14 protein-coding genes are annotated in these 14,150 nt (G+C 39.7%); 12 read left to right on the top strand and 2 right to left on the bottom strand.

What is annotated here, in order from left to right:
* Positions 1-41 precede the first annotated feature (41 nt).
* Positions 42-1,316 carry a TcaA 3rd/4th domain-containing protein gene (locus tag VJ09_RS12865; RefSeq protein ID WP_147635501.1) on the top strand — a complete coding sequence of 425 codons (1,275 nt, stop codon included), beginning with the start codon at positions 42-44 and terminating at the stop codon, positions 1,314-1,316.
* A 303-nt stretch (positions 1,317-1,619) separates the two neighbouring features.
* On the opposite strand, the gene VJ09_RS12860 is transcribed toward VJ09_RS12865, so the two are convergent.
* Both VJ09_RS12860 and VJ09_RS12855 read right to left on the bottom strand, forming a co-directional pair.
* On the bottom strand, positions 1,620-2,042 hold the full coding sequence (locus VJ09_RS12860; protein WP_044642099.1) for a hypothetical protein: 423 nt from the start codon (positions 2,040-2,042) through the stop codon (positions 1,620-1,622).
* A 74-nt stretch (positions 2,043-2,116) separates the two neighbouring features.
* Positions 2,117-2,857: an IclR family transcriptional regulator gene (locus VJ09_RS12855; RefSeq protein WP_044642098.1), complete on the bottom strand. Its 741-nt coding sequence runs from the start codon at positions 2,855-2,857 to the stop codon at positions 2,117-2,119.
* 208 nt (positions 2,858-3,065) lie between these two features.
* On the opposite strand from VJ09_RS12855, the gene acnA reads away from it, so the two are divergent.
* From acnA to VJ09_RS12800, 11 genes are all read left to right on the top strand, one after another.
* Positions 3,066-5,789, top strand: coding sequence for an aconitate hydratase AcnA (gene acnA, locus VJ09_RS12850; protein WP_044642097.1), 2,724 nt, complete (start codon positions 3,066-3,068; stop codon positions 5,787-5,789).
* A gap of 264 nt (positions 5,790-6,053) precedes the next feature.
* Positions 6,054-6,860: a CPBP family intramembrane glutamic endopeptidase gene (locus VJ09_RS12845; RefSeq protein ID WP_044642096.1), complete on the top strand. Its 807-nt coding sequence runs from the start codon at positions 6,054-6,056 to the stop codon at positions 6,858-6,860.
* A gap of 129 nt (positions 6,861-6,989) precedes the next feature.
* The gene (locus VJ09_RS12840; protein WP_044642095.1) at positions 6,990-7,415 is read left to right on the top strand and encodes a MerR family transcriptional regulator; all 426 of its coding nucleotides are present in this window, start codon (positions 6,990-6,992) and stop codon (positions 7,413-7,415) included.
* A complete protein-coding gene (locus tag VJ09_RS12835; RefSeq protein ID WP_044642094.1) occupies positions 7,408-7,638 on the top strand; it encodes a hypothetical protein in 231 nt (76 codons plus the stop codon). The genes VJ09_RS12840 and VJ09_RS12835 overlap by 8 nt, the downstream gene beginning before the upstream one ends.
* A 115-nt stretch (positions 7,639-7,753) precedes the next feature.
* The gene (locus VJ09_RS12830; protein WP_044642093.1) at positions 7,754-8,296 is read left to right on the top strand and encodes a histidine phosphatase family protein; all 543 of its coding nucleotides are present in this window, start codon (positions 7,754-7,756) and stop codon (positions 8,294-8,296) included.
* A 70-nt stretch (positions 8,297-8,366) separates the two neighbouring features.
* The gene (locus VJ09_RS12825; protein WP_044642092.1) at positions 8,367-8,762 is read left to right on the top strand and encodes a YkvA family protein; all 396 of its coding nucleotides are present in this window, start codon (positions 8,367-8,369) and stop codon (positions 8,760-8,762) included.
* A 132-nt stretch (positions 8,763-8,894) separates the two neighbouring features.
* On the top strand, positions 8,895-9,380 hold the full coding sequence (locus VJ09_RS12820) for a DUF456 domain-containing protein (RefSeq protein WP_052807390.1): 486 nt from the start codon (positions 8,895-8,897) through the stop codon (positions 9,378-9,380).
* A 658-nt stretch (positions 9,381-10,038) separates the two neighbouring features.
* Positions 10,039-11,088: a Delta(5) desaturase DesA gene (locus VJ09_RS12815; protein ID WP_044642091.1), complete on the top strand. Its 1,050-nt coding sequence runs from the start codon at positions 10,039-10,041 to the stop codon at positions 11,086-11,088.
* A gap of 133 nt (positions 11,089-11,221) precedes the next feature.
* Positions 11,222-12,343: a sensor histidine kinase gene (locus VJ09_RS12810; RefSeq protein WP_044642090.1), complete on the top strand. Its 1,122-nt coding sequence runs from the start codon at positions 11,222-11,224 to the stop codon at positions 12,341-12,343.
* A gap of 11 nt (positions 12,344-12,354) precedes the next feature.
* Positions 12,355-12,954: a response regulator transcription factor gene (locus VJ09_RS12805; RefSeq protein ID WP_044642089.1), complete on the top strand. Its 600-nt coding sequence runs from the start codon at positions 12,355-12,357 to the stop codon at positions 12,952-12,954.
* Positions 12,955-13,196: 242 nt separating this feature from the next.
* Entirely contained in the window at positions 13,197-14,096 is a 900-nt protein-coding gene (locus VJ09_RS12800) for a cation diffusion facilitator family transporter (RefSeq protein ID WP_230199153.1), read from the top strand.
* Positions 14,097-14,150: the final 54 nt, after the last annotated feature.

Below are 14,150 nucleotides of genomic sequence, written 5' to 3'. Positions count from 1 at the left end.
TTGTTGTCTTAATCGGACTCTTCTATCTCGTAGGTGCCGTGATGAACAATCCAGAGGCAAAGATACAAGAGTTTGAAGATGCTGCTCGAAAAGGTGATGCGAATAAGTTAGCGAGTTTGGTGATTAGTGAAACAGATGACTTAAAAATAGATGCAAAAGGACTAGAATTGTTTGCAACTTATACTAAAAATAACTCCACTTACCTAGATAAACTAATGAAAACCATGCGAGCGCAGTATTACTTCGAGACAGGAGAGGTAGAAAATATCCCATTAGATGCTCCTATCGACTACCGAATGCAAGGTGACTTCCAAGTAATAAAGCAAGAACACGTTCTATTTTATGATACATACGATATAGTAGTTCGTCCTTACTATGTAACAATCAAAACGAATGAGCCTGATGCGACGATCTTTGTAAATGAGAAGCAAGTATCTAAAACAACATCTGATAAGAAAGACTACATTCTCGGACCCGTGTTACCTGGTTACTATATGACAAAAATTGAAAAACCATATCCATATGGAAAGTTAAGTAACTTCCAAAACATTCAAGCTTTAGATCAAAGTAAACCAAACATAGATATTGAAATTCCTCTCGTTACTTCTGCTGTTATGGTCACTTCCAAAATTCGAAACACCGTTGTTCTGGTTAATAATAAGGTAGAAGGTAATCCAATTGATTATAGTGAAACCATCGGTCCCTTTTCCTTAGATGGTAAAGTAAAAATCCAAGGAATGTATCAATTTCCTTGGGGAGAAGAACGAAGCCCAGAGTACTCTGTAAATATAAGTTCATATCAATTTGATCTAACTCCAATAGCATTTCAGTCTCCTGAAAGTCGAACAAAAATAACAAAAATGATTAATGAGTATTTCCAGAGTGAAGTTGCAGCGTATACTAGTAGGGATAAAAACAAATTAGTACAATTAAAAAAATCAACCTATTTCTACAAAGAACTTACACAAGTGATTGATCGTTTAAAGGATTATAACCAAACCTGGAGAGGCAAGATTCTCGGAACCAAAATAGACTACTCAGAAGCAGAAGTGAAAGGAAATCTGGAGATGGGTGGCTATCATGTGATAATTCCGGTGGATGCCCACTATTTCTCCAATGATGACGATACTTTATCTGATGAACTAAGTAGCACGGAGCCATTAAAAGACAATTATAAAGATTACTATGCTACTCTATTTTATAATCAGACAGAGAAAACGTGGGAGATAGAAAGTATGGACAGAGCTTTATTCAATGATCGTGAAAGCCTTGACTATATGACAGGTCCTGATGTAGTAAGCACAGAAATGAAATAGCTCTCCTCAAACATGAAACCCGCCTACTGTTCTTCATCGAACTCAGGTGGGTTTTTAGCGTTTACTCTCCCTCCTAACTTCCTCTCTATTCTTTCTAGCAATCGATCTCCCCATAAAGCTACCAAAAACCCTACTCAGATCAGACATACTGAATGTAAAACTAAAGTCATGGTGATATTCACTGTGAAAATCAATATTAGGTAGATTCGGATTACGTAGTAGCATGTCTTGAAGCACAGATTGAACATACTTGCTCGATTACGCAAAACCCGCCCAGTCCATTCATTAAACTCTAGGCGGGTTTTATCGTAACCACATAGCAAGTACCATAATCAGCAAGCAAAACCAAACCTTTGGCCACTCTTCGATCCACTGGACCAGTGTCTCTACAAAGCCATCTGGTTTCCCCACTATGGTCTCCTCTTCTTGAGAGTAAAGAACCAGATGCCCTTCCGTAACGTGAATCCAATAGTTAAGCTGCTTGCCTATGAGCCCCTTCTCTATCTTTTCTTCCTCTCCAAATGGCGCAAATAGAACACACTGCTCTTGGCCAACTGGTCGCACCATACTGGGTCCCATCTGAAATACCCAAGTATGTTGATCCAATCCTTCAACACGTTGTACTCTTACCACCACGTTCCCCTTCTGAAGCTGGTCTTGAAGCCATGTTTTCATCGCTATCCCTGAAGTCTGATGGGAAAAATACTTATAGATGGGTTGTGTCACGGAACATAATGACCCCTTTTCTAGAAGCTATTCCAGATGGTAAAAGAACTCCTATCTTATCTCTCCGCTTCCTTCTACCATCTTTCACTCATCTCCTGAGCTACTTGCTGTAACACAGGTGCCATTTCTTCCATTCTCTCAGGACTCATCCGAGATATCGGACCAGAAAGCGCTAGAGCTGCTCGAATAGAACCATCTCTTCGTAAGATCGGTACAGAGATCGCAGCTGTGCCTGCTTCCCTCTCCTCGATGCTAATGGCGTACCCTTTTTCACGGACATCTTGCAATTGATTTCGGAAGGAAGTTCGAGCCACTCCCTCTGGCCAATCTGGGTCTGCCATTACATTTTCTCGAATACTCTCTGTTTCGTAAGCCATTAACACCTTGCTAGAGGCTCCTACAGAAAGATGCATTCTCACACCGATTGGTGCCACACGACGAATTGCATGGTGACTTTCTACTGCCTGAATTCGGATACGCTCATTTCCTTCCCGAATGTACAAGCTAACGGTCTCCTCTAGCTGATCACGCAATCGTTCCATTAAAGGAAGGAGGAGAATCGCCGGGTCATTTAGATGGTTCATCCGCGAGGCTAGTTCCCATACTCGTAGCCCTAGATGGTATTTTTCTGTATCTATATCTCGTTCTAGAAATCCTTTGTTCTCTAATGTAGCTAATAAACGAAAAACGGTACTTTTGCTCAGTCCAGTCTGTTCTGCTAGCTCCGTCAGCGAAAGGCGTGAACCATGCAAGAAGCAGAGCAAGAGATCAAGTGCTCTCTCTGCCGAACGTACGGTTTTTTTCTCTTCTGTCATGGTAATTACTCCCTTCACACGTTTCACACAATGAAATCTCTTTTCACTTCTAGATTATACCCGCTTCCAATATAATAGAAAAGATTCATATTTTATCTGCTAATTAGGAAAAAGGGCTATACACTTTTTCCAAACGGTTGTATAATGTGGTTGAAAAAAGAAACTGAGTTTCATCTAGCGGAACATTATTAAGAGGAGGTTTTCGTAAATGGCACAAGATCTGTATTCATTACGTTCCAAACTGTCCGTAAATAACCAAGAGTATGTTTACTATCGTCTCAACGGCCTCGAAGAACAAGGAATTGGAAACGTCTCCAAACTTCCTTTTTCCATTAAAGTGTTGCTCGAAGCAGCTGTTCGTCAATATGATGGCAAAGGTATGACCCAAGAAAATATCGTCCAATTAGCGAAATGGGCAGAAAAGAGAGGCGAAAAAGAAGTCGCTTTTAAACCTGCTCGAATCGTTCTACAAGATTTCACCGGAGTTCCTGCAGTAGTTGATCTCGCAGCTTTGCGTTCAGCAATGGCTCGCGTTGGCGGAAACCCTGAACGAATCAATCCTCTCATTCCTGTTGACCTCGTCATTGACCACTCGGTAATGGTAGACCGCGCTGGTACGCAAGATGCGCTAGATTATAACATGAACCTCGAATTTGAACGAAATGAAGAACGTTATCGTCTCCTTCGCTGGGCGAAAGAAGCGTTTAGCAACTTCCGTGCTGTACCACCAGCTACTGGAATCGTCCACCAAGTAAACCTAGAGTATTTGGCAAATGTTGTAGCACAAAGCAAAGATGGAGATGAAACGGTACTCTATCCAGATTCCCTTGTCGGTACAGACTCTCACACCACTATGATCAATGGTCTTGGTGTTGTCGGTTGGGGTGTAGGCGGAATCGAAGCGGAAGCTGGTATGCTTGGACAGCCACTCTACTTCCTGACTCCTGATGTGATCGGATTTAAACTGACTGGTAAATTGGCAGAAGGCGCTACCGCTACTGATCTCGCATTGACGGTGACCGAAATCCTCCGCAAAAAAGGCGTTGTAGGCAAATTTGTCGAGTTCTATGGAACTGGTCTTAGCCAAATTAGCCTTGCGGATCGTGCTACCGTTGCCAACATGGCTCCAGAGTATGGTGCTACAGTAGGTTTCTTCCCTGTAGATGAAGAGTCCCTAAACTATCTACGCAACACCGGTCGGGATGAAGAGCTAGTACAACTAGTTCGCTCTTACTACACGGCTCAAGGAATGTTCCGCACTGACGATACGGAAGATCCAATCTTTACCGATACAGTAGAGCTAGATCTCTCCACCGTTGTTCCATCTCTATCTGGTCCAAAGCGTCCTCAAGACCGTGTCGAGCTAACCGAGATGAAAAAAGTCTGGAACGAAACGCTAAAAAAACCAGTTGAGGAACGTGGATTTGGTCTCTCCGATGAGCAAATTGCCGCAGTTTCCAAAGCAAAATCTGCTTCTGGTTCTGATTATGAGCTAACTACTGGTTCTGTTGTCATCGCTGCAATCACCAGCTGTACCAATACATCGAACCCATCGGTTATGATCGGTGCTGGGCTACTGGCGAAAAAAGCAGTCGAACGTGGTCTAAACGTTCCTCCATATGTGAAAGCCAGTTTGACCCCTGGTTCAAAAGTAGTAACGGACTACTTGGTAAAAGGAGATCTATTGGATTCTCTCTCTGCGCTAGGCTTTAACCTTGCCGGCTATGGATGTGCTACCTGTATCGGAAACAGTGGTCCCCTAGCTGATGATGTAAGCAAAGCGATTGAGGAAAACGACTTGACTGTTGCTTCTGTCCTCTCTGGTAACCGAAACTTTGAAGGACGGATTCACCAACAAGTCAAAGCCAACTATCTTGCTTCTCCTCCATTAGTTGTGGCATATGCTCTTGCAGGTACGGTCAATATCGACTTCGCTACAGAGCCAATCGGTACAGATCAACAAGGGCAACCTGTTTATCTCCAAGATCTCTGGCCATCATCCCAAGAAATTAGTGATGTAATGGCACAAGCGATCAGCGCAGAGCAGTTCCGCAAACAATATGGAAAAGTATTCGATGCTAACGAGCGTTGGAACCAGCTGCCTACCCCACAAGGAACGCTCTACGAGTGGGATGATAAATCCACGTATATCCAAGAACCTCCATTCTTTGTAGATCTCGCTCCAGAAGCAGAAGCGATCCAATCGGTACAAAACGCTCGTGTACTTGCAATGCTAGGAGATTCGGTTACGACGGACCATATTTCTCCAGCAGGTAGTATCGCCAAAACAAGTCCAGCTGGTCTCTATCTAACCGAAAATGGAGTGGCTGGTAAAGACTTTAACTCCTATGGTTCACGCCGTGGAAATGACCGTGTCATGACTCGCGGAACGTTCGCCAATATCCGCATCCGTAACCAAATGGTGCCTGGTTCGGAAGGTGGCGTCACCAAGCACATTCCAAGTGGCCAAGTAATGTCGATCTACGATGCTGCGATGGAGTATAAGAAAACCAACACTCCACTTGTTGTCCTTGCTGGGAAAGAATATGGTACTGGAAGCTCCCGTGACTGGGCGGCCAAAGGAACCAACCTACTTGGTGTTAAAGCGGTAATCGCCGAAAGCTTTGAGCGCATTCACCGTAGCAACCTGGTCGGTATGGGTGTCTTACCACTTGAGTTCACAAATGGACAAAGTTGGCAAACACTTGGTTTTGATGGTACCGAAACCTTTGACCTACTTGGTCTAAATGACGATGTACAACCAGGTCAAAGCCTTCAAGTAAAAGCTACTAAAACAGACGGCTCTACTGTTGAGTTCGAAACCAAAGTTCGTCTAGACAGTGTAGTTGATGTTGAATACTACAAAAACGGTGGTATCTTACAAACCGTACTACGCCAAATCCTCAATGACAAAGAAGAAGCACTGGTATAACAAAACAAAACAAAGCGAAACTCCCTAGCGAATGCTGGGGAGTTTTTTTAAGCTAGAGGTCAGTCTCTGTTTACTTCAAATGTGACGAAATATAAATTTTGTAGAAACAACTTGCACAGCCCTCCTTATTAGTGTATTAATTATATAACACACTAATAAGGAGAGCTATTGGTTAAGGAACAAAATTGAGACGAACAAAATACCAATACCATCTTATGTTGTTTATCTAAATCCAAAGAATACAAAAGTTAGGAGTATGTGACTATGAAAATTTGGTTTAAAATCATGGGGTTATTAGCCTTTTTCTTTGGTAGCTATCTTGCAAGCTACATTATTGTTGCTATGTTCTATGAATTCGCCTATGAAGTAAATATCTTCGAAAATAACAAGTTGGAAGTGGAAATGGCATTAGTAGGAGATACTTTGTTCTGCTTAATATTAATTGGATTTGTATTCTGGAGACGACGCCGTTTGGCAGAATCTTGCCACTTCGAGAAGCCGAAAACTTCCGTATTTTTTGTAACCATCCCTCTTGCAATTTGCTTAAATCTGTTTCTTACCTTTGTTATGCCGTTTGTCCCACTAGATGAGTCTGCGATCGAAATGCAAGAGATGTTTAAACCATTCTTAGAAGCTCCATTATGGATGCAAATCCTGATTCTTGGAGTATTTGCTGCAGTAAATGAAGAATTGATGATGCGCGGACTAATTTTCCATGAACTCAGACGAAAAATGCCCATCATCGTTGCAGTTGTAGTACAGGGTACACTGTTTGGTTTGCTTCATATGAATCTATTTCAAGTCGCATATGCTGCTCCTATGGGAATACTCCTCGGTTTTATTTATGTGTGGACTCGCTCCATTTGGATCACGATGTCGATCCATTTTTTCAACAATCTCACTTCTACCTTGCTTAGCAATTATGTAGCCGAAGACATCTCCGGAAGTATCATTTACTCCATTTTCTTCTTTGTCTTGACTATTGTATTTATTGTTTGGTTATATCGTTTGCAATTTGCCGATCGTACAGTTGCAACCATGACAAATGAAAAAGAAGCTGCCAGCATCTAGGCAGTACAAATAACAAAGCTTACTCTCTATGTATTTCATCTGAGAGTGAGCTTTTTCTGATCACATTAAAAAGCATATTGACTCTGTATCTAGGTACAGAGTTCATAATAAGAAAAGAGGAGGTATAGGATGAATGGAATATCGATCAGCAAAGTAGCAAAATTATCAACTGTTTCGATCGAAACAGTTCGATACTACGGAAAACGAGGATTAATATCAGAACCTCCTCGAACCAAATCCGGGTATAGAATGTTTCCTGACAAGGTAGTCGAAGAAATCAAATTTATTAAACAAGCGCAGAATCTAGGATTTACCCTTTCGGAAATAAAACTTCTTTTATCCTTATTAAACGACGATGACAACTTACCAATCGAGCAAATGTACCAATTCGCTACAACAAAAGTGCAAGAAATTGAGGACAAAATAAATCAATTAAATAATTTTAAATCCTTATTAGAACAAGCAACGAACCATCCTATTTCAGAGCTTCCATTACCAAAGAATCAATGCCCGATTATAAAAAAGTTATCCGATGGAGGAATTGAAAATGGGTAAGAAAGTCGAAATATTTACAGCTGGCAGTTACTTATGTGATGCTACGGTAAAACAAGTACAAAATTTGGTGTGTTCCCATTGCGAAGTGATCATTTATAACCTAAATAAAGAAAGTGTCACCCCACAATGGGAAGATGCAGCCAAAGCTTATAGTATTCGATCTATTCCAACTGTTGTATTAGATGGAAAGGTAATAAATATAGAAGGATTGAAAAAGAAATGAGTCAACTTTCCCATACAAGATCCTGAAAAAATAGTATCATCCTATAATGAAGACTAGAAAAAGAATAGTATTATTAAAAGTAAAAAAGCAATTTTTCTTTCTCGGAGGACGCAAAGTGAACATTTACCTTGTCCGACATTGTCTAGCAGAAGGCCAGGAACCAAATGCAAATCTCACTATCAAAGGGAGAGAGCAAGCTGAACAATTAGCAAATCTCCTCCAAAACAAAAAGATAAATTCTATTATTTGTAGTCCTTATGCCAGAGCAAAACAATCAATTCAACCCTTTGCTGATCAGTCCAAATTGACCATCGAGATGGACCAACGTCTGATCGAACGAATTTTAAGCCCCATTCCTTGTACTGATTGGTTACCGTTACTTCAAAAGTCTTTTTCCGATATGGATTTTTGTGTGGAAGGTGGGGAGTCAAATAGAACTGCTATGATTAGAGGTATTTCCGTAATAGAGGATACAATGGTAAATCATCGTTCTGCTGTCCTTGTCACACATGGAAACTTATTAACGCTCATGCTTCACTACTTTGACTCCTATTACGGATATGAAACATGGTCCCAAATGACAAATCCAGACTTGTATAAGCTCACTTGGGAAGAGAATAAATATCTTATTGAGCGCCTTTGGAGCGAAGATAAATGAATAACATGAATGCACAATACAACTCTCATCCACAGATCAAGGCTAATTGCACTGGAGGAAGACCAACGAAATGATATTTTTAACCAGATTAACAACGATACTAAAAACATTAAAAGGAGAACTTCTCACGCTATATTACGCTTTTCGAGACCCTCGTACCCCTATCCAGGTAAAATTACTTACCATTTTAGTCGTTGCATATGCTTTTAGTCCGATCGACCTCATATCGGATTTGATCCCCTTTTTAGGTTTGTTAGACGATTTACTCATGGTACCTCTTGGAATTTCCTTTACAATGAAACTGATTCCCGAAGATGTTTTAGCAGAATGTCAGGAAAAGGCTGGTGTCCTACCTTCTCCTTCCGAAGAAGAGCCAAAAAAATCGTATACTCGTACACTCAAGCTGCTAGTTTGGATTGTAATATTAGTAGTAATCGCTTTTATCTTATATACGCAAATTCGATAAAACACTCTAGAAAATGGACCACATCTAGATATTCACCTTATGTTTAGAATATGGACTCAAAAGGGTAACAAAGTTTGCTACAATTTTTCCTGAAAAGATAGAAGGAAGCTCAAACGAAGGAGCGAAGAATGGATGTCTTTTGATCTCAATATGTTATGGTGGGGACTCATAATACTCTTATTTGTCCTCTCATATGTAGGATTAATAGTACCAGGTATACCTGACGCACCGTTAATGATGGGAGGTTTCTTAGTCTATCATTTTCTCATAGATGACCAATCTCTGTCATGGTGGTTTTGGATAACCATGGGGATTTTGATCGTGGTGATGGTTACTCTCGATTGGATTTCGGGAGGACTTGCGGCTAAGAAACTCGGCGGTTCCAAAGGAACACTGATTGCTGCTCCACTTGGAGTACTCTGCTTCTTTTGGTTGCCTTTTGGAGTGGTATTAGGTCCATTCCTTATGTGCTTGATTCTCGAACTCTGTCATAAAAAACCTTTTACTACGGCTGTCAAAGTGGCAGCAGGAACAGTAGTAGGGTTTATTAGTAATATTGTAGTCAAGATCATCGCATTAACTAGCGCAAAAGCATGGTTTTTCTACTTAATTGCGTAGAAGCCATGTAAATAAGCCAACCTCCACGAAAGCGATCCGGAGGTTGGCTTATTTATTTGATATTACAGATTTTGTCGTTGTACTCTCCGTAGCTACTGATTCCTCCATACTAGTAGATGATGGAGTGTATTAGGATAAAAAGCTGGAGTCTGGAAGCTAGTTTGATTAGAAGCCATAGTAGATTAACCTTGCAGGGTATAAGTTGTTACTACTGAATTTCCTCCATTGGCTGGAGTTACTCCAATCGTTTCTTGTACCCCTCTAATGAATCGGTGCTAAATCTTTAAGACACACGAAAAACTCCCTCGATTCATTACTGGGGGTTTTTTACATTTTATTCATGCCAATTCTACATATCCATATATCAAATCTTAATTAAATGTAAATAACAAGAGGCTGTTGCATTAATAAAGCAGGAACCTTTGACCCATCAGCGGTTAGAGCAAATCGTTTTTGTGTCGGATCGACTTTTGCGCCAAACCGCAACAGGAGTGAGTTCAAAAAGATGAGTGGGTGGTATTATGTAACAAAGCTCAACAACTTTTATTTACTAACTATATGACAATTGTCATATAGTCTTCATTGACGTTCATGACTATTTTTTCAAGCAATTACTGGTTACTATATTAGAAACAAACTCAAACCTTTAGGAGGAAAAATGAGTAAAAATAATTTGCTAACATTAAAAAAAGAAGTTGCCCCTTTTGAACATTCGGACATGAAGTCTAGCGTAATGCAATTATTTAATACTATTCCATTGTTTTTCTTACTCTGGTTTGCTTCATATCAAAGTCTTAAGATCTCATACTGGTTAACCCTTGCCTTTGCTGTGGTTACGGCTGGATTTGTTATTAGGATTTTCATTATTTTCCATGATTGTTGCCATCAGTCTTTTTTTAAAAACAGAAAATTAAACTCCATTATTGGTACGATTACAGGAATAATTACCATGTTTCCTTATGAGAAATGGAAACATGATCATTCGATTCATCATGCTACTAGCAGTAATTTAAACAAACGCGGAACCGGTGATGTCTGGATTATGACGGTGGATGAGTACGTTGCGGCTTCTTTTTGGGAGCGTTTATCGTACAGATTATACCGCAATCCAATCGTCATGTTTGGACTGGGGCCAATTTATCTTTATCTAATCTCTAATCGTTTGAATCATAGGGACGCGAACAAAAAAGAACGTATCAACACCTACATTACGAATCTATCTATTATAAGCATTTATGCTTTCATGTGTTGGGCAATTGGCTGGCAAACCTTTCTCTTAGTTCAGCTCCCTATCCTCTTTATTGCTGGATCACTTGGAATCTGGTTGTTTTATGTACAACATCAATTTGAGGATTCTTATTTCGAGGATCAGGAAAATTGGGATTATGTAAAAGCTGCAATTGATGGCAGCTCCTACTATAAACTTCCAAAGATTTTGCAATGGATAACTGGTAACATTGGGTTTCATCATGTCCATCACCTAAGCCCAAAAGTACCGAACTACCATCTTGAAAAAGTTCATGATTCTACCTTGGAGCTTCAGAAAGCCACAACTATTACGATCGGATCAAGCTTAAAAGCGTTGCGTTTCCGTCTTTGGGACAGTAAAAATAAAACGTTTATCAGCTTTAAGGAAATCAAACACCTTCTCAAAGAAAAAAATCAGACTTTGAGAACAGAACAACAAACCATCCTGCAAGAAAAATAGAAGAATCAACCAAAACCCATTCGATTACAAATTGAATGGGTTTAATCACTTCCATTACTCAAAAATCTCTGGCTAAATTATCTATTAGGCAACATACTTTGCATAATAAAAGAAATTTGAGAGAGGGGTCCTTATGGAAAAGTGGTATCAAATTTTTCCCAAAAATACCGGACTTAGTTTGTATGTTTGGATCATTTTCTGTATTTTACCTTTTTATTTTATTTTTAAATCATCTTCCACTTTAGAAATTGTTATTGGCGTTACTATCATTATTCTATTTTTTATTTCTTATCGTTTTTCTTTTATTTCCAAGGGATGGATCGTCTATGTTTGGACGTCAGTACAAATTGTGATTTCGGTCATTATGACCATCTTATATGGTTATGTTTATTTCTCCCTTTTCTTAGCATTTTTCATTGGCAACATTAAAAACACAGTTGGATTTTATACGTTTTATATCATTCATCTTGTTAGTACTATTGCTGTTATCAATGTTGGATTTATCAACAAAAATCCAATCTTCTTCTCACAGCTCCCATTTATTGTTATATGTATAATGGCTGTTATTCTATTACCATTCAATACGTATAACCGAATTAGACAGGAACAATTAGAAGGCCAATTAGAAGACGCTCATAAGCGGATTGCAGAGTTAGGTAAAATAGAGGAACGACAACGGATTGCCCGCGATCTTCATGATACATTAGGGCAAAAATTATCATTGATTGGTCTAAAAAGTGATTTGGCAGGAAAGTTAATCTTTTTAAAACCAGAGGATGCCAAAAAAGAGATAGAGGATATTCGCCAAACAGCTAGAACAGCTCTAAAAGAAGTGCGGGAAATGGTATCGGAAATGCGAGGAGTAAAGTTAGAAAAGGAAATCTTCCATATTCAGCAAATTTTACATGCAGCAGAGATGGAATTTAAGCTGGAAGGAAACACGAAACTGACTAGTACTCCATTATTAGTTGAAAGTGTTTTGAGTATGTGTCTCAAAGAAGCTGTGACCAATGTGGTGAAACATAGCAAGGCCACTGTTTGCACTCTTTTTATTGAGCAGTTACGAAATGGGTTACACATGAAAGTCCAAGATAATGGTGTGGGTTTTCATAAGAAAGATTTTTATAAAGGGAATGGGCTACAGGGAATGAAGGAACGGCTTGAATTTCTAAATGGGAATTTAGAGATCGAATCAACATCCCATGGAACCACTATATATATGACTGTTCCCAATGCTATCAAATATTCAGTATAGGAGGGATTGGAATGATACGAATTGTCATTGCCGAAGATCAGCAGATGTTGCTAGGAGCACTGGGTTCTCTCCTTGATTTGGAAGAAGATATGGAAGTGGTCGGAAAAGCTAGAAATGGAGAAGAAGCATTATCCTTGGTAAACAGTCTCGATCCAGATGTTAGTATCATGGATATTGAAATGCCGCTCAAAACAGGGCTTGAAGTTGCAGAAGAGATTAGAGATAAAAAATGTAAAGTCATCATCTTAACAACATTTGCCCGCAGTGGTTATTTTGCAAGAGCTCGAAAAGCAAATGTCAGCGGTTATCTGCTAAAAGATAGTCCTAGTGAAGAGTTAGCTAATTCCATTCGGGTTATTATGGACGGTCGCCGTGTCTATTCTCCTGAATTGGTCGACATGGCTTATGAAGAAGAAAATCCGTTAACCGAACGGGAAAACCAAGTTCTTGGATTAATGGCTGATGGAAAAAACACAAAAGAAATAGCCAGTCAACTCTATATTACAACGGGAACTGTTCGCAACTATATCTCGGTGATCCTAGATAAACTCGATGTAAGTAATCGGATTGAGGCTATTGTACGCTCAAAAGAAAAGGGATGGTTTAAATAGATCAGCTAGTCAACTGGAGACTAGCTGATCTATTTTTAGGATCGAAATTTAGCTTATTTGCTCTACCATTTACTTTTCTATGAGATATTCTAACCAATTATTTTTCCCTATACCAATCATTTTTCCTTACGATGTCTTTTTTGTATCCCCTCTTCTTTTCTCTCCCAATAAAACAACTTTTCTCTAGACCCACTCGGATCTCCCTTGTTATCCTAAATAAGCTCAAGGGAGGTATTGATAACTTGCACAACCAAAAGTCAGCCAAACTCAATCAGAGTGCTGCCTTACTTAGTATTTTCTCATACATATGTTTATCTATTTTAAAACTTACCATTGGATATATCGCACATTCTGAAGCACTTACTGCAGATGGCTGGAACAATTCTACTGACATTCTAGCATCTGTTGCAGTTCTCATCGGTTTACGCCTAGCTGTAAAACCACCCGATTCAGACCACCCCTACGGACATCGCCGTGCCGAAACAATCTCCTCTCTCGTTGCATCTTTCATCATGTTTGTTGTAGGGTTAGAAGTGCTCTTTTCTGCTGGACAGAAAATAGTACTAGGACCGACCGATCATCCAGACCCGATTGCCATCTGGGTCTGTCTCTTTGGTGCATTGGTCATGGGTTTGGTCTATCAGATTAACGTACGAATTGCAAAGAAAACCCAAAGCCAAGCAGTAATGGCTGCAGCAAAAGATAATTTATCCGATGCTCTCGTTAGTATAGGAGCTGCTATTGGAATTATCGCTGCTCAGTTTCAAATGGCATGGCTAGATTCGATTACAGCACTCATCGTTGGTTTGATCATCCTAAAAACAGCCTATGACATTTTCCAAGAATCCTCACATAATTTGTCAGATGGGATTAACACCGAAGTATTAGACCAAATCTATCATCAGATCTGTCAAATAGAGGGTGTCTCTCAAGTCGCAGACATAAAAGGTAGAGTCCATGGTAAAGACCTGCTTCTCGATATTGATATCCATGTTCATCCAGAACTCACCGTCTACGAAAGTCACTTGATCACAGAAGAAATGGAGGATCTCCTAAAACGAAATTTCCAAATCTCCCATATTCAGATCCATGTTGAACCACAACAGTTGACCTGTGGTCCCCCTTTTTGGAGTAATGAATAGGTGCGATGAGAGAGTTTACATTTTTGATATACGAATCCTATTTTCTTTTCACAA

Source organism: Risungbinella massiliensis (assembly GCF_000942395.1).
GTDB classification, from domain to species: Bacteria; Bacillota; Bacilli; order Thermoactinomycetales; family Thermoactinomycetaceae; genus Risungbinella; species Risungbinella massiliensis.
This window is presented reverse-complemented; position numbering and strand designations above follow the sequence as displayed.